At 64.3% G+C, this 16,265-nt stretch carries 17 protein-coding genes and 1 tRNA gene; 6 read left to right on the top strand and 12 right to left on the bottom strand.

What is annotated here, in order from left to right; translation table 11 throughout:
- Nucleotides 1-109 precede the first annotated feature (109 nt).
- Nucleotides 110-1,153, bottom strand: coding sequence for a beta-N-acetylhexosaminidase (nagZ, locus tag F618_RS0104310; RefSeq protein WP_018951442.1), 1,044 nt, complete (start codon nt 1,151-1,153; stop codon nt 110-112).
- Between the two features lie 42 nt (nt 1,154-1,195).
- Entirely contained in the window at nt 1,196-3,226 is a 2,031-nt protein-coding gene (gene uvrB, locus F618_RS0104305) for an excinuclease ABC subunit UvrB (RefSeq protein ID WP_019567845.1), read from the bottom strand.
- Between the two features lie 84 nt (nt 3,227-3,310).
- On the opposite strand from uvrB, the gene F618_RS0104300 reads away from it, so the two are divergent.
- Nucleotides 3,311-4,501, top strand: coding sequence for a pyridoxal phosphate-dependent aminotransferase (locus F618_RS0104300; RefSeq protein ID WP_019567844.1), 1,191 nt, complete (start codon nt 3,311-3,313; stop codon nt 4,499-4,501).
- 83 nt (nt 4,502-4,584) lie between these two features.
- Nucleotides 4,585-4,660 (top strand) — tRNA-Asn (locus tag F618_RS0104295).
- Between the two features lie 65 nt (nt 4,661-4,725).
- On the opposite strand, the gene F618_RS0104290 is transcribed toward F618_RS0104295, so the two are convergent.
- Together F618_RS0104290 and F618_RS0104285 are read right to left on the bottom strand one after the other, a co-directional pair.
- Complete coding sequence (locus tag F618_RS0104290) at nt 4,726-5,607, bottom strand: cytochrome c (RefSeq protein WP_369772988.1); 882 nt, start codon at nt 5,605-5,607, stop codon at nt 4,726-4,728.
- Nucleotides 5,608-5,646: 39 nt separating this feature from the next.
- The gene (locus F618_RS0104285; RefSeq protein WP_018937592.1) at nt 5,647-6,114 is read right to left on the bottom strand and encodes a cytochrome c; all 468 of its coding nucleotides are present in this window, start codon (nt 6,112-6,114) and stop codon (nt 5,647-5,649) included.
- A 209-nt stretch (nt 6,115-6,323) separates the two neighbouring features.
- Here F618_RS0104285 and F618_RS0104280 point away from each other — a divergent pair, with 209 nt between their 5' ends.
- Nucleotides 6,324-6,995: an L-fuculose-phosphate aldolase gene (locus F618_RS0104280; protein ID WP_019567842.1), complete on the top strand. Its 672-nt coding sequence runs from the start codon at nt 6,324-6,326 to the stop codon at nt 6,993-6,995.
- Nucleotides 6,996-7,017: 22 nt separating this feature from the next.
- Here F618_RS0104280 and F618_RS0104275 read toward each other — a convergent pair whose 3' ends face one another.
- Nucleotides 7,018-7,572, bottom strand: coding sequence for an NUDIX domain-containing protein (locus tag F618_RS0104275; protein ID WP_019562491.1), 555 nt, complete (start codon nt 7,570-7,572; stop codon nt 7,018-7,020).
- Between the two features lie 142 nt (nt 7,573-7,714).
- Between F618_RS0104275 and hspQ the strand changes: the two genes are divergently transcribed.
- Genes hspQ through F618_RS0104260 form a run of 3 tightly spaced genes read left to right on the top strand, consistent with a single transcriptional unit; the run spans nt 7,715 to nt 10,451 of the window.
- Complete coding sequence (gene hspQ, locus F618_RS0104270; RefSeq protein ID WP_018169763.1) at nt 7,715-8,035, top strand: heat shock protein HspQ; 321 nt, start codon at nt 7,715-7,717, stop codon at nt 8,033-8,035.
- A 21-nt stretch (nt 8,036-8,056) separates the two neighbouring features.
- Complete coding sequence (ilvD, locus tag F618_RS0104265; RefSeq protein WP_019567841.1) at nt 8,057-9,742, top strand: dihydroxy-acid dehydratase; 1,686 nt, start codon at nt 8,057-8,059, stop codon at nt 9,740-9,742.
- 22 nt (nt 9,743-9,764) lie between these two features.
- Entirely contained in the window at nt 9,765-10,451 is a 687-nt protein-coding gene (locus tag F618_RS0104260; RefSeq protein WP_018145698.1) for a rhomboid family intramembrane serine protease, read from the top strand.
- Between the two features lie 30 nt (nt 10,452-10,481).
- On the opposite strand, the gene galU is transcribed toward F618_RS0104260, so the two are convergent.
- The 7 genes from galU to rpsA all read right to left on the bottom strand — a co-directional run bounded on the left by galU (nt 10,482) and on the right by rpsA (nt 16,260).
- On the bottom strand, nt 10,482-11,360 hold the full coding sequence (gene galU / locus F618_RS0104255; protein ID WP_018169761.1) for a UTP--glucose-1-phosphate uridylyltransferase GalU: 879 nt from the start codon (nt 11,358-11,360) through the stop codon (nt 10,482-10,484).
- 113 nt (nt 11,361-11,473) lie between these two features.
- Nucleotides 11,474-11,755 (bottom strand): ComEA family DNA-binding protein, encoded by a 282-nt coding sequence (locus tag F618_RS0104250; RefSeq protein ID WP_018937596.1) that lies wholly within the window; start codon nt 11,753-11,755, stop codon nt 11,474-11,476.
- 99 nt (nt 11,756-11,854) lie between these two features.
- On the bottom strand, nt 11,855-12,574 hold the full coding sequence (gene pyrF, locus F618_RS0104245) for an orotidine-5'-phosphate decarboxylase (RefSeq protein WP_019567840.1): 720 nt from the start codon (nt 12,572-12,574) through the stop codon (nt 11,855-11,857).
- On the bottom strand, nt 12,571-13,803 hold the full coding sequence (locus F618_RS0104240; protein WP_019567839.1) for a tetratricopeptide repeat protein: 1,233 nt from the start codon (nt 13,801-13,803) through the stop codon (nt 12,571-12,573). The genes pyrF and F618_RS0104240 overlap by 4 nt, the downstream gene beginning before the upstream one ends.
- A gap of 69 nt (nt 13,804-13,872) precedes the next feature.
- Entirely contained in the window at nt 13,873-14,190 is a 318-nt protein-coding gene (locus F618_RS0104235; protein WP_019562483.1) for a lipopolysaccharide assembly protein LapA domain-containing protein, read from the bottom strand.
- A gap of 9 nt (nt 14,191-14,199) precedes the next feature.
- The gene (locus F618_RS0104230; RefSeq protein WP_018937599.1) at nt 14,200-14,496 is read right to left on the bottom strand and encodes an integration host factor subunit beta; all 297 of its coding nucleotides are present in this window, start codon (nt 14,494-14,496) and stop codon (nt 14,200-14,202) included.
- A gap of 93 nt (nt 14,497-14,589) precedes the next feature.
- Entirely contained in the window at nt 14,590-16,260 is a 1,671-nt protein-coding gene (gene rpsA / locus F618_RS0104225; RefSeq protein ID WP_018650149.1) for a 30S ribosomal protein S1, read from the bottom strand.
- Nucleotides 16,261-16,265: the final 5 nt, after the last annotated feature.

Below are 16,265 nucleotides of genomic sequence, written 5' to 3'. Positions count from 1 at the left end.
ATCTCCAACTTCAGTGGTGAGTGTGAATATTACTAGCTGCTCAACTGCAAACCGGTGGCGCATTATAGGCGGCTCGGCACGCGGGTGCCAATGCGCCCTTTCCATGGGGTTATGCAGTGGCGATCTGGCTCGCTTGAGTCCAGCGCGCCAACCGCGCGCGCAGTGCGACGAGACCCTGTGGATCAGGCTCCACTGGGCGCGCCCGCAAGCGTTCCAGTCGACGCCGCGATTCAGGTGACAACGGCTGATCCGCCTGGGCGGCAAGGATGATGTCGGCTTGTTCCGGCTGGTTGCAAATCAGCACCATGTCGCAGCCGGCCGCCCGTGCGGCCGCAGCGCGCTCGGCGGGACCGCCGATGCCCTCTGCCCCAGCCATGGCGAGGTCGTCGCTGAGGATCGCCCCGCGATAGCGCAGTTCGCGGCGCAGGATGTCCTGCAGCCAGACGCGCGAGAAGCCCGCGGGATGTTCATCCACCTGTGGGTATACGACGTGTGCCGGCATGATGGCCTCGAGGTCCCCGAGCACCGGGCGAAACGCCTCCAGGTCCTGATTCTCGATCTCGGAGAGTGGACGGTCGTCGACCGGCAAGGCGACATGCGAATCCGCGGCAACAGCCCCGTGACCCGGGAAATGCTTGCCCACGGCCGCCATGCCGGCCGCGGACAGGCCCCGGATCAACTCGCCGGCCAGGCGCGCGATCACGTCCGGGTCGTAATGGAAGGCACGATCGCCGATGATCTCGCTGATGTCGAGGTCGCGATCCAGCACCGGGGTAAAGCTGAAGTCGATGTCCACCGAGCGCAGCTCACGCCCGAGAAGTTCGCCGGTCGCATGGGCGAGCTCGCAGGCCTTGTTGCGGTCGTAATCGTGGACATGGCCCAACTGACGCATCGGCGGGATGGCGGTGAAGCCATCGCGCAACCGTTGCACCCGTCCGCCCTCCTGGTCCACCGCAATCAGGATGCCGGGGCGCTCGGCGCGAATGGCGGCGACCAGCGCGCTCACCTGCTCCGCAGTGCCGACGTTGCGGGCGAACAGGATCACGCCGCCGGTGGCGGGATGACGCAGGCGTTCACGGTCTTCGGGAGTCAGTTCGGTACCGGCGACATCGAGCATCACCGGACCCAGGGGCAAGGGGTCGTTCTTGGACATCACTCAGGGGCTCGATTCGGCGCTCCCGCGGGAGCCATCTTTTCAGGATAGCGAGGCTTCGGGGAGAAAGGCGAGTGCCTTGAGCTTTTCGATGCGATTGCGAATCCGGGCGGCCTCCTCGAACTCGAGGTCGCGGGCCTTGGCAAACATCTCCTTTTCCAGGCGTTCGATCTCCTTGGCCGCGTTGTCCGGCGCGCCCACGTAATCGGCGCCCTCCTCCGCCACCTTTCGACCTCGTCGGCCGCCGGCGCCGGGCATCGCGTTGCGCGCCTCCAGGATGTCCGCAACGTTCTTGCGGATGCCGATGGGCGTGATCCCGTGGGCCTCATTGTGTTCGATCTGCTTGGCCCGGCGGCGCTCGGTCTCGTCGATCGCACGCCGCATGGATCCGGTCACCTTGTCGGCGTACAGGATCGCCTTGCCGTTGACGTTGCGCGCGGCGCGGCCGATGGTCTGGATCAGCGAACGGTCGGAGCGCAGGAAGCCCTCCTTGTCCGCATCCAGGATCGCCACCAGCGAGACCTCGGGCATGTCGAGGCCTTCGCGCAGCAGGTTGATCCCCACCAGCACATCGAACTCGCCCAGGCGCAGGTCGCGGATGATCTCCATGCGCTCGACGGTATCGATATCCGAGTGCAGGTAGCGCACGCGTACCCCGTGCTCGGACAGATAATCCGTCAGATCCTCGGCCATGCGTTTGGTCAGCGTGGTGATCAGGACGCGCTCGTTGCATTCGACCCGATCGCGAATCTCGGAGAGTGCGTCGTCCACCTGGGTACCGGCCGGGCGGATCTCCAGGATCGGGTCCAGCAAGCCGGTCGGGCGCACCACCTGGTCCACGATCGCGTCGGCATGCTCGCGCTCATAGGGCCCCGGGGTGGCGGAGACGTAGATCGTCTGCGGCTGCAAGGCCTCGAACTCCTCGAAACGCAGCGGCCGGTTGTCCAGCGCCGATGGCAGGCGAAAGCCGTATTCCACCAGCGTCTCCTTGCGCGAACGGTCGCCCTTGTACATCCCGCCCACCTGCGGGACCGACACGTGCGACTCGTCGATCACCAACAGCGCATCCTTGGGCAGGTAGTCGAAAAAGGTCGGTGGCGGCTCGCCCGGGGCGCGGCCGGAGAGGTAGCGCGAGTAGTTCTCGATGCCGTTGCAGTAGCCGATCTCGAGGATCATCTCCAGATCGAACAGCGTGCGTTGCTCCAGCCGCTGTGCTTCGACCAGCCGGTCTTCCTTGCGCAGAAAATCCAGGCGCTCCTTCAATTCGTCGCGGATGTGGTCCACCGCCCCCAACAGGGTTTCGCGCGGCGTCACGTAGTGGGTCTTCGGGTAGATCGTCAGGCGCGGGACGGTGCGCAGCTGTTCGCCGGTCAGGGGGTCGAAATACGACAGGCGTTCCACCTCGTCGTCGAACAGCTCGATGCGCACCGCCTCGATGTCCGACTCCGCCGGGTGGATGTCGATGACTTCGCCGCGGACGCGGTAGGTCGCACGGCGCAACTCCGCATCGTTGCGGGTGTACTGCAACTCCGCCAGGCGCCGCAGCAAGTCGCGCTGGTCAATACGCTCGCCGCGCTCCAGATGCAGCACCATGGAAAGATACTTGCGCGGATCACCCAGGCCGTAAATCGCGGAGACCGAGGCCACGATGATCGCATCGCGGCGCTCCAGCAACGCACGCGTGGCCGACAGGCGCATCTGCTCGATGTGGTCGTTGATCGACGCGTCCTTCTCGATATAGGTATCCGAGGACGGGACGTAGGCCTCCGGCTGGTAGTAATCGTAGTAGGAAACGAAATACTCCACCGTGTTGTTCGGGAAAAACTCCTTGAATTCCCCGTACAATTGGGCGGCCAGGGTCTTGTTTGGCGCCAGGATAATGGTGGGGCGCTGGATATTCTCGATCACATTGGCGATGGTGAACGTCTTGCCCGACCCGGTGACCCCGAGCAGGATCTGATGTGCCAGGCCCGCCTCGAGGCCTTCGGTCAATGCCGCGATCGCAGCGGGCTGGTCGCCAGCCGGCTGGTATTCGGACACCACCTGGAATTGTTCGCCTTCGCCTGGCTGCACCTTATCCTCCGCGCCTGATTTCAGTATCATTTCGCACCCGACCGCCCGCGCGGCCCTTCGCCCCGATCACACAGAGGCCCCACCTTGGAAATCGAGCTCTCCGACCGCGTCCAGCGCATCCAGCCCTCCCCCACTCTCGCCGTCAGCGCCCTGGCCGCCCAGTTGCGAGCCGAGGGACGGGACATTGTCGGGCTGGGGGCGGGAGAACCGGATTTCGATACCCCCGAGCATATCAAGCAGGCCGCGGTCGACGCGCTTGCCCGCGGAGAAACCAAGTACACTCCGGTGGACGGAACGGTCAGTCTCAAGGCCGCCATCATTCGGAAATTCGATCGCGACAACGGCCTGACGTTCACCCCCGACCAGATCCTGGTCTCCTCCGGCGGCAAGCAGAGCATCTTCAACCTCTGCCAGGCCCTGCTGAACCCGGGCGACGAAGTGGTGATCCCAGCCCCCTACTGGGTCTCCTACCCGGATATCGCCCTGCTCGCCGGTGCCCGGCCGGTGGTCGTCAGCGCCGAGCAGGAAGCCGGCTTCCGCGTCACCGGCGCACAGCTGGAAGCGGCGATCACCCCGAACACCCGCCTGGTGTTCCTGAACAGCCCGTCCAACCCCACAGGTGCCGCCTATTCGGCCGAGCAACTGACGGAACTGGCCGAGGTCCTGCGGCGTCATCCGCGCGTCGTCATCGCCACCGACGACATGTACGAGCACATCCTGTTCGGCTCCACGCCGTTCGTGAACATCGTCAACGTGGCCCCGGACCTGCTGGACCGTACCGTCGTCCTGAACGGCGTTTCCAAGGCCTACGCGATGACCGGCTGGCGTATCGGCTACGCCGGTGGACCGAAGAACCTGATCGCGGCGATGAAGAAGATCCAGTCGCAAAGCACCTCCAACCCGACTTCCATTGCCCAGGCCGGGGCCGAGGCCGCCCTCGATGGCGATCAGGACTGCGTGGTCGCCATGTGCTCCGCCTTTGCCGAGCGGGCACGTCGTGTGGTCGACGGACTCAATGCCATCGACGGCATCGAGTGCCTGATGCCAGACGGTACGTTCTACTGCTTCCCGCGCGTCACCGGATTGATGCAGGCCGCGGACATCGATACCGATGTGGCCCTGACCAAGCAGCTGCTGGACGAGGTGGGGGTGGCCCTGGTGCCGGGCAGCGCCTTCGGGGCCCCTGGTCATGTCCGCGTCTCGTTTGCCACCAGCGTCGATCAGCTCGACAAGGCCCTGGAACGGCTGCGCCAGTTCGTGGCCAACCACCGTTAAAGCCGCGAACGGCGGTAAAACGCGAAGGGCGGCCAGATTTTCCTTGACGCCCCCGCCCCGCCCCATTAGGATTTGCGCCCAATTCCCCGGTAGCTCAGTCGGTAGAGCGGGTGACTGTTAATCACTAGGTCGGCGGTTCGAGCCCGTCCCGGGGAGCCAGATAAAGAAAAAGGGCCAGGTCATTGCGATCTGGCCCTTTTTCGTGGTGCGTACTGCGGTGCCGATTACTCGGGATCGTGTTCGATGGCCTCCAGAGAACCGATATAAATCGCGATGGCGCGGCGATCGGCATCGGTCAGATGGGCAGTGCCGTGATCGATCACGTCGGCCATGCCGCCGCCGGCAAAATCACCGTCGCGGGTCAGGCCCATCTCCAGATAGCGCGCAATATGCCGCTCCCCCCAGCGTCCGATGCCGGTTTCGCGATCCGGGGTGATATTGGAGGCCACGTCCCCATCGGGCAGTCGGGCGCCGGCCCCAATGCGCTTGAGGTCCAGACCGCCGGTCCGCGTGCGCGGAGTATGGCACTCCATGCAATGCCCAAGGGCGTTGGCGAGGTAGGCCCCACGGTTCCATTCGTCCGACTGGTCGGGGTCGGCCTCGAAGGTGCCCGGTTCGAAATGCAGCCACTTCCAGCCCATCAGGGATGACCGGAACCGGGCATACCAGACCAGGTCATGCGGGGTGTTTTCTCGAGCGACGGGCTCCACCTCGGATTGCAGAAAGGCCCACAGGGCTTCCACGTCTCGCGGCTGGATCTTGGTGTACGACGTATACGGAAAGGCCGGATAGTAGTGGCGCCCGTCCGGGCTGCGGCCTTCGAGCAGGGCGCGCTTGAAGTCCTCTTCCGACCAGTCCCCGATGCCGTGTTCCGCATCCGGGGTGATGTTCGGACCATAGAACGCACCAAACGGGCTCTCGATCGCACGCCCGCCGGCCAGGAATTCCCCGTCTTCTGCCGTGTGGCATGTCACGCAGCCACCGGCTCGCAAGACGTACTCACCGTAGGCGATCTGCTCGTCGGTACCCGCGGACGGGTCGTGCTCGCCAATCTGCACCCCTGCCTGCACCGTGGCCGCCGATCCAAGCAGAAAAAGGGCTGACAGACAGGCTGCCAGCCCCTTGTTACCTGCTAGCACTGCGGATTACTCGCGGCGGAAGTCGTCGTGGCAAGCCTGGCAGGACTGCCCGAGGTTGCGAAAACGAATGGCGTATTCGCCTTCGTCACCGGCCTCCACGGCTGCGTGCAGGGCCTCGGCGGCCTCCAGCGTGTCATTGGAGAGCTCCTCGAAGCGTTCCCAGTCATCCCAGATTTCTTCCTTGGCATCGGTATCCGGGAAATCGCTCCCCTCCGGAAAGAGGCCCGGGATGTCCTGGCTCAGCGCTACCAGCTGGCTGGTATGCATCTCGAGGTTGTCGCCGAACTCGGCTCCGTCCACCACCACGGCGGCAATGGCGCCCACGTTGCCACCAATGGCGCGCATCACACCCTGGCGGTAGTCGATCGTGGCCTCGTGCTCATCGAATGCGTGAACGGTACTTCCGGCACCCAACCCCAGGGTCAGTGCGGCGGCCACGGAGGTGGCGGTAATCAGGCGTGCGACGTTCTTCATGGTGCTTCCTCCCTGTAACAATCAAGACTTCGCGGATATCTGGCGAACCGGATATGCGAAGCCACTATAAACGGCGGGCCCGCCCCATTTCCATGAGCGAAATGGATTACCCATCACGATTGCGGGCTTTCCCGATTGACCACAACCCGTGCGCGGGGTTCCCGGACGAACCCGGTACAATCGCATTACGCCCAAGCGCTTCCGAGAAGATGACCCTGAACTCCCCCAACACGACCGACGAGACCGCCCTTCGCCAAGCCATCATCAACACCGGCCTGGAGACCAATCGTCGGGGGCTCAACCAGGGCACCTCGGGCAACATCAGCGCGCGCTTCGGCGACGGCATGCTGATTACGCCTTCTGGCATCCCGTACGAGGTGTTACAGCCGGACGACCTGGTGTATGTCGATGCAGATGGACAATGGGCGCCTGGCCGCAAGCCCTCGAGCGAATGGCACTTCCACCGCGCCATCCTGCAGGCGCGACCAGAGCTGGGAGCGGTCGTCCATGTCCATTCCGTCCATGCCAGTGTCGTGGCGATCCAGGGACGCGACATCCCCGCGCTGCACTACATGATCGCCGCCGCCGGCGGGAACTCCATCCGCTGCGCCCCGTACGCCACGTTTGGAACGGAGACCCTCTCGCGGCTCGCGGTGGCAGCCCTGCGGGACCGCACGGCCTGCCTGCTCGCGAATCACGGGATGATTGCCACCGGGACGGACCTGGAGCGCGCCCTGTGGCTGACCGAGGAGGTTGAACTTCTGGCACGGCAATATGTGCTGAGCCTGCAGATCGGAGGGCCGCAATTGCTGGATGACGCGGAGATGGATCGCGTCCTGGAAAAGTTTCGCCACTACGGGCCGCAGCGCGACAGGAAATAGACACGCGTGGAGCGCGCCACCCTCAAAGACCGGGGGTGACACCTTCTCCATCGGCCAGCGGGGCCGAGCGCGGGGCGAAATCGACCCGGTCTCGGGTTTCCAGATAGTGCTGCAGGGCCCAGGTCACCGACGGGAAGGCGCGCTCCTCCGGCAGCTCGTCGAAACGGAACAGGCCGACCTCTTCCGATTCAGGGCCCGGCGCAATCGCATCGCTCAGCAACCGCGCCCGATAGATCATCTGCACATGCCCGATGTGCGGGACGCTATAGACGCCCAGCAACTGACCGATTTCCAGATCGGCCCGCGCCTCCTCCCAGGCCTCGCGGCGGGCCCCCTCGGCCGGGCTTTCCCCCTTTTCCATGAACCCCGCAGGCAGGGTCCAGAAACCACGACGCGGCTGAATGGCCCTTCGACAAAGCAATACGCGGTCTTCCCAGATGGCCACGCTGCCGACGATGATTCGCGGGTTTTCGTAGTCAACGAAGCCACAATGGTCGCAGACACGCCGTTCGCGATCATCGCCTTCGGGGATATGGTGATGGAAGCTGGCATCCAGCCTGTTTTGATTGCGACTCATGGCGGTACCGTTAGGGGCGTTATAGCTTTAAATACAAAGTCGTACAGTGCCATGCGGTGCACCCGAGAGCCGAGCTCGAACACGCGCCGGTGGCCGCGGTCCACAATAGAGACTTGCGCACCGAGGCAGGACAGAGGCGAACATGACCACACGCACGCGCTTTACCGTTGGTGAGCTCATTCACCATACCAAGTTCGATTACCGGGGTGTGATCGTCGATGTGGATCCGGTGTACGCCGGGTCGGACGAATGGTACGAAACCGTGGCCAAGAGCCGCCCACCCAAGGACCAGCCGTGGTATCACGTGCTGGTGGACGGCTATTCGCACAGCACCTACGTGGCCGAACGCCACCTGGAGCCGGATACTCGCGGCGAACAGATCGAACACCCCGCCCTCGGGCAGTTCTTCGATCGTTTCATGAACGGCCGCTACTCGCGCCACGGCGAGCCCGGCGCCCACTAACCCACAACCGCAGGGAAGACCATGGCACAGGACAACCGCCGCAGCCGCGTCGTCACCGAAGGCCCCCGCCGCACGCCCAACCGCGCCATGCTGCGCGCAGTCGGCTTCGGCGACGACGACTTTCAGCGCCCGATCGTGGGCATTGCCAACGCGCACAGCACGATCACGCCCTGCAACATGGGCATTGGTGCCCTCGCCGCCCGCGCCGAACAGGCGGTGCGGCAAGCCGGGGGCATGCCACAGACCTTTGGCACCATCACCATCTCCGACGGCATCTCCATGGGGACGCCGGGGATGAAGTACTCGCTGGTCTCGCGCGAGGTCATCGCCGACGCCATCGAGACCGTAGTCAACGGCCAGAGCCTGGACGGCATCCTCGCCACCGGCGGCTGCGACAAGAACATGCCCGGGGCGATGATTGCCCTGGCCCGTCTCAACGTGCCGGGCATCTTCGTCTACGGCGGAACCATCAAGCCCGGGCACTACAAGGGTCAGGACCTGACGATCGTCAGCGCCTTCGAGGCCGTGGGCCAGCATGGTGCCGGCAATCTGTCCGACGAGGACCTTCAGGGCGTGGAACGCAACGCCTGCCCCGGCGCCGGCTCCTGCGGCGGCATGTTCACCGCCAATACCATGTCGAGTGCCTTCGAGGCCATGGGCATGAGCCTCCCCGGTTCGTCCACCCAGGCCGCCGAGGACCCGGAAAAGGGCGATTCGGCCGCCCGGTCGGCCGAGGTCCTGGTAGAGGCCATCCACGCGAACCGGCGCCCGCGCGACATCCTGACCCGCGAGGCCTTCGAGAACGCCCTCGCAGTGGTGATGGCCATCGGGGGCTCCACCAACGCAGTACTCCACCTGCTGGCGATTGCGCATGCCGCCGAGGTCCCCCTGGACATCGACGACGTCGAGCGCATCCGCCGCAAGGTCCCCGTGCTGTGCGACCTGAAGCCTTCCGGGCGCTACGTGACCACCCAGTTCCATGCGGTGGGCGGCACGCCCCAGGTGATGAAGATGCTCCTGAATGCCGGGCTCATGCACGGTGAGTGCCTGACGATTACCGGAGCCACCCTGGCCGAGACCCTGGCGGAGATCCCCGATACGCCCTCCCCGGATCAGGAGATCATCCGCCCGCTGGAGCGGCCCCTGTACCCACACGGGCACCTGGCCATCCTCAAGGGCAATCTCGCGACCGAGGGCGCGGTGGCCAAGATCACCGGACTCAAGCGGACCGCCATCGCCGGCCCCGCGCGCTGCTTCGACTCCGAGGAGGCCTGCCTGGATGCCATCCTCGACGGCCAGATCCAGGCCGGCGATATCCTCGTCATCCGCTACGAGGGGCCACGTGGGGGTCCCGGCATGCGCGAGATGCTCGCGCCGACCGCCGCGATCATCGGTGCGGGCCTGGGCGATTCCGTTGGTCTGATCACCGACGGGCGCTTCTCCGGCGGGACGTACGGAATGGTGGTTGGACATGTTGCCCCCGAGGCCGCGACCGGCGGCACGATTGCGCTGGTCCGGGACGGGGATACGATCGAGATCGATGCCGGAGAAAACCGGCTCACGCTGCAGGTCGACGAAGCCGAGCTGGAACACCGCCGCGCGGCCTGGGAGCCGCCGGTGCCCCGCTTTGACCGCGGGGTCCTGGCGAAATACTCGCGTATCGTGGGCTCGGCCAGTCGCGGTGCCGTAACCGACGATTTCACCTGACGGCGGGGAGCAAAAGAGTCCGATGACGCACCCGGACCCCCGCCACCCCGACTTCAGCATGATGCCGCCGGTGATCGGCTTCCTGCTGATCGCCAACGTCGGCCTGTTCCTCACCATGCCGTGGCTGGGTGACTGGTTGATCACCCATTTCGGGCTCTGGCCCATCGGCACGCCGGCCACCGTCCATCAGGATGGCAGCTGGATGCGGGTGCCCGACTTCCAGCTCTGGCAGCTGGTCAGTTACGGCTTTCTGCACGGCGGTCCAGTCCATTTGTTCGTGAACCTGTTCGCCGTATGGATGCTGGGCGTGCAGATCGAGAACGCGTGGGGTTCACGCACCTTCGGGACCTACTTTTTGGTGTGCGTGATCGGTGCCGGGCTGGTGCAGCTGGTCATCACTGCCCACGGCAACGGTGACATGATCTACCCCACCATCGGCGCCTCGGGCGGGGTATTCGGCGTTCTGCTCGCGTTCGGGATGATGTTCCCCAACCAGCGCCTGTTCCTGATCTTCCTGCCCATCCCGATCAAGGCCAAGTATTTCGTGATCGGCTACGGTGCGCTGGAGCTGTACCTGGGGATCTCCGGCACGCTCGCCGGCATCGCCCATTTCGCTCATCTGGGCGGGATGGCCTTCGGCTTCCTGCTGATCCAGTACTGGCGCGGGCGCCTGCCGATCCGGCCGCGTCAGCGCCGTTTCTGGTGGTGACAGGACCCGCCGGGGCTCAGCGCCTTCCTACTAGCGGTTGCGGAGATACTCGGCGAAGTCGTCTTTCAGCTCCGGGTGGTTCAGAGCGAGCTCCACGGTCGCCTCCAGATAGCCCAGCTTGGAACCGCAATCGAAGCGGCGCCCCTCGAAGTTGAAGGCCGTTACCCGCTCCAGCTCCAGCAACCGCGCGATGGCATCGGTCAGCTGGATCTCGCCGCCGGCCCCTGGCTTTTGTGTGGCCAGCATCTCGAATATTCTCGGGGTCAGGATGTAACGCCCCACCACCGCCACGTTCGACGGGGCCTGGTCCGGATCGGGCTTCTCGACGATCCCCTTCACATCCCAGCTGCGCGGGCCGGTCTTCACTGGATCGATGATCCCGTACTGATGTGTGCGGTCACCCGGCACTTCTTCCACCCCGAGCACGCTGCACCCGTGCTCGGCGTATTGCTCGACCATCTGCCGCGTCGCCCCGCCATTACTTGACTCGATCAGGTCGTCCGCCAGGATCACGGCAAAGGGTTCGTTACGCACAATCGGATGGGCGCAGGCCACCGCGTGGCCGAGACCCAGCGCATCGGACTGGCGCACATAGACGCAGGTCACGTTCGGCGGAACGATATTGCGCACCTGCTCCAGGAGCTCTGTCTTGCCGCGCTCCTCCAGCTCATGTTCCAGCTCGTAAGCCTTGTCGAAGTGGTCCGGAATGGAGCGCTTGTTGCGCCCGGTCACGAACACCAGGGTCTCGATCCCCGCTTCCACCGCCTCCTCCGCTGCGTACTGGATCAGCGGCTTGTCCACGATCGGCAGCATCTCCTTCGGATTCGCCTTGGTGGCCGGCAGAAAGCGCGTACCCATGCCGGCAACCGGGAACACGGCGGTACGGATCGGTGGGTGATTCTGGCTCATTCCATCTCCTGGGCGCTCAATAACGAACCCCTGGCCCACGCGTCCTCACGGACCCATTGACCAGGGGCTGGAACCGGGTGGCAGCACGCGCTGCCACCCACTACGCTACAACGTTACTCGACGACGATGCGGTCGAGATTCATCTCCACGGTGCGTTCACCAATTCCGGAGACCTCGGTCAGTGCCTGCACCGAAGCGAACTCACCGTGTGCCTCGCGGTGCTCCACGATCGCCTGGGCCTTCACCGGACCGACGTTGTCCAGCGCGGCCAGCTCTTCGGCGGATGCGCCATTCACGTTGAGCGGCTGGCCTCCCGAGGCCGTAACCATCACCAGCGGCAGGACGCAGAGGCCCGCCAGGGCCCAGCACTTCGCACATTGAAAAAGCTTCCTCATGAAAACGCTCCTTATCTTCATTGAACGATCGGTGCATCCATGCACCAACGGCATCCTAGCGGGATTGATGCCCTGCGAAAACCCCTCCAATCCAAGCCGTCATTCGCTCTTCTGCAATCGTGTGATGAAGGCCTCCATGGCCATGCTCGGGTCCGCGGCACGCGTGATCGGCCGGCCGACCACGATGGCGCTGGCCCCGGCCGAGATCGCCCGTTCGGGGGTCATCACCCGCTTCTGATCGTCCCCGCCCGCGTCCTCCAGCCGAATTCCGGGCGTTACCAGCAACGGTTCCTCGCCGAGCAGGCGGCGCAGCATGGCGGCCTCCTGCGCCGAACAGACCAGCCCTTCCAGGCCCGCCTTGCGCACCGCCAGTTCGCCCAGAAGACGCACCTGCTCGGCCGGTTCCCGATTCACGCCGATCTCACGCAAGGTACCGGCGTCACTGGAGGTCAGCACCGTTACGGCCAGAAGCGCCGTCGTGTCATTCGTCTCGCGCACCGCCGCGTGCGCGGCGCGCATCATCTCTTCACCGCCACTGGCATGCACGTTAATCAACCAGACACCGGTCCGCGCCGCGGCCCGACAAGCCGCCGCCACCGTATTCGGGATGTCGTGGAACTTCAGATCCAGAAAGACCCGAAAACCCAGGCCGTGCAGACGGTGCAACAGGTCGGGCCCGGCGACCACGAACAGCTCAAACCCGACCTTCAGCGCGCACTGGGCTGGATCAAGCTTTCGGGCGAACGCCAGTGCGGCTTCGGCTTCGGAAAAATCGAGCGCCACAATCAGGTGCGTTGCAGGTTCCGGAATCGGATTCATGAACGGGGACTCCCTTCGCGGATTAGCGCCTCCTCGGCGGCCTCCGTCGTCTGATCAATGTCGAAGTCGAGACCGCGCAGCGTATCCCAGCGACGACAGCTTGGGCACTGCCACACATGCGCGCGCCCTTGATAGCCACAGTTCACGCACTGGTACAGATGCTGGCTCCCGAGCTGGTCCGCCAGGGCCTTCTCGAATGCTGCAAACTCCGTGCTGTATTGCTGGACCGCCGGGAGAATCTTCATCCAGCGCACCGCCTCCAGCAATCCCGAGGTCGGCACCGGACGCTGTGCCAGGATCGAACCCAGCTCCATCAGCGCGGCATCCAGCCGGCCCGTACGTCGGTAAAGACGCATCAGGGCAATGCGCGCCATCGTGATCCCACGGTTGCGCGCAAGATCGTCGAGGAGCTCCTCCAGCTGACCCAGACGATTCTCCCCAGGCAGCTCCTGGTGCAACCGCTCGATACGCGGTACCAGCAAGGGCGCCAGCTGCGGGGTACGCGCCACCGCATCGCGTCCGAATCCGATCGCCTCGCGGATCTCGCCCCTGCGTGCCGCGATCTCCGACTGGATCAGCAGTGCCCGCGAAAGCCCCGGCACGAGGCCCTCGGCCTGTTCCGCGCGCGCTCTGGCGCTTTCCCAGTCACCTTTGTCCAGCGCGATCTGGGCCAGTTCGCAATGATAATGCGCGATCCTCTGATGCTCGTGCGCGACCCCATGTTCTTTCAGCCGGTCGCCCACCTCGATCGCACGCTCCCATTCCCGCTGGGTCTCGTAGACCTGCCGCAGGCCTTCCAGTGCGGCGACCGCCTGATGCGGCGAATCCGCCAATTCGCGAAACACCGCCTCCGCCCGATCCAATACGCCGGCCAGGAGAAAATCCTCACCCAGTTCGCACAGGGCCTGCGCTCGCTGCGCCGCGGGCAGCGTGGGCCGCGCGACCAGGTTCTGATGGATGCGGATGGCGCGATCGACCTCGCCCCGACGCCGGAACAGCCGGCCCAGGATTACATGGGTCTCGAACGTTTCGTGATCGACTTCCACCATTTCGATGAAGGCCTGAAGGGCATCATCCGTGCGGTCGTCGAGGAGGTGGCGCACACCTTCCAGGTAGCGATCCAGTGACGGCTCCCGTTCCTCACGGTCTTCCGGCACGCCGTAACGCGCGAGCCACCAGCCACTCGCAGCCGCAATAGGGAGCAGCAACCAGAACCAGTCGTCGATCATGAGCGAGAATGGGTCCTGGATGAGAAGAAAAACGTGTGGGGCGTCAGTGGCCGCATGCGCGCCACGAGACTAGTAGAAATCCCGCATGGGTGCGGTACGCAACTGCTCGACCTCGACCTTGAGGGCATGGTTCTGTTCGCGCAGGTCTGCAATCTTTTGACGCAACCGGCGCAGCCGCAGCCAGAGTACGAGCGAAGCTAAAACGACCCCGAACAGGGCCGCAATCCCGAGGAACACCACGAGCGGCGCCTCGATCTGCACACCGGGTAACGCAAGGGTCACCAGGTCTTCGTTCAATACAACAAGAATGCCAACAGCGGACGAAATCACGATAAGCGCGGCAAAGGCCACGGCATTGCGAATCTGCTGTCGACGTCGGTCGTTCACGGACGGTCCCTAGTCGTTCCCGTCGATGGAGCCGTTTACCCGTTCGCGCAATTCCTTGCCGGGCTTGAAATGGGGGACATGCTTACCGGGCAAGGCAACGCTTTCACCGGTCTTGGGGTTACGTCCCAGCCTTGGGGGCCGGAAATGGAGGGAAAAACTGCCGAAGCCGCGAATCTCTACCCGCTGCCCATTGGCCAGCGCATGACTCATCCGTTCGAGTAATGCCTTGACCGACATCTCGACATCCCTGGCAGGCAAATGAGGCGATTTCCGGGCGAGGTTCTCGATCAATTCCGATTTGGTCATCAGGCACTCGTCACAGACAGGAAGGAAACCCGGTTTCCCGGAACAAAATGGCCCACGGCACCTTCCGGCACCGTGGGCCAACGCAGAACGGGCTTAGTCGTTCTTGTCCATCTGCTCCTTGAGCAGATCGCCCAGGGTGGTACCGGTACCCGCATTGCTGCCGTAATCGGACACCATCTCGGCTTCCTCGGCGCGATCCTTGGCCTTGATCGACAGGCTGATGGCGCGGGTCTTCTTGTCCACGCCCATGAATCGGGCTTCGACGGTTTCGCCAACCTTCAGCACGGTGCTGGCATCCTCCACACGATCCTGGGAGATGTCGGCGGCACGCAGGATTCCGTCGATGCCGTCGGCCAGTTCGATCACCGCGGCCTTGGCGTCCACTTCCTTCACGGTACCGGACACGATGCTGCCCTTGCTGTGCTCGGCCACGAAGTTGGCGAACGGATCGCGGTCCAGCTGCTTCAGACCCAGGGAGATGCGCTCGCGCTCGGGATCCACGGACAGGACCACGGCCTCGACCTCGTCACCCTTCTTGAAGTTGCGGATCGCCTCTTCGCCGGCCTCGTGCCAGGACAGGTCGGACAGGTGAATCAGGCCGTCGATGCCGCCTTCCAGGCCAACAAACACACCGAAATCGGTGATCGACTTGATCTGGCCACTGACCTTCTCGCCCCGGTTGTGGTTGGCGGCGAAGTCGTCCCACGGGTTGGACTGGCACTGCTTCATACCCAGCGAGATGCGGCGGCGCTCTTCGTCCAGGTCGAGGATCATCACCTCGACCTCGTCACCGATGGCAACCATCTTGCCCGGGTTGACGTTCTTGTTGGTCCAGTCCATCTCGGACACGTGCACCAGGCCTTCCACGCCGTCTTCGATCTCCACGAAGCAGCCGTAATCGGTGATGTTGGTGACCTTGCCGAAGATCCGGGTGCCGGTCGGGTAACGGCGGGTGATGTTTTCCCACGGATCCTCGCCCAGCTGCTTCAGGCCCAGCGATACGCGCATGCGTTCGCGGTCGAACTTCAGGACCTTGACCTCGACTTCCTGGCCGATCTCGACTACGTCGGACGGGTGCTTGACGCGCTTCCAGGCCATATCGGTGATGTGCAGCAGGCCGTCGATGCCGCCCAGATCCAGGAACGCACCATAGTCGGTCAGGTTCTTGACGATGCCCTTGACCTGCGCGCCTTCCTGCAGGTTCTTCAGCAGCTCTTCGCGCTCGGCGCTGTATTCCTGCTCGACCACGGCACGACGCGACACAACCACGTTGTTGCGACGGCGATCCAGCTTGATGAGCTTGAATTCCAGCTCTTTGCCTTCCAGATACGCGGTATCACGCACCGGACGGACATCCACGAGTGAACCCGGCAGGAACGCCCGGATATCGCCCAGCTCGACGGTGTAGCCACCCTTGACCTTGCCGGAGATCTTGCCGGTGACGTACTGCTCTTCTTCCATCGCACCTTCGAGACGGTCCCAGGCCTTGGCTCGCTTGGCCTTCTCGCGCGACATGCGCGTCTCGCCGAAACCGTCTTCCGGGGTTTCGAGGGCCACTTCGACGACATCGCCGACCTTGACCTCGAGCTCACCCTCTTCGTTCATGAACTGCTCGGTGGGAATGACCCCCTCGGACTTCAGGCCGGCGTTCACCACGACGACTTCCGGGGTGACCTCAATGACGGTGGCACTGAGGATGGCACCCGGCTGCATCTGGGTGTAGGCCATGCTCTCTTCGAGCAGTTGCGCGAAACTTTCACTCATGGATT

This window comes from Thioalkalivibrio sp. ALMg13-2 (assembly GCF_000381185.1).
Taxonomy (GTDB): Bacteria; Pseudomonadota; Gammaproteobacteria; order Ectothiorhodospirales; family Ectothiorhodospiraceae; genus Thioalkalivibrio; species Thioalkalivibrio versutus.
The sequence above is the reverse complement of the archived record's forward strand: the minus strand, read 5'-3'. Positions and strand labels throughout refer to the sequence as shown.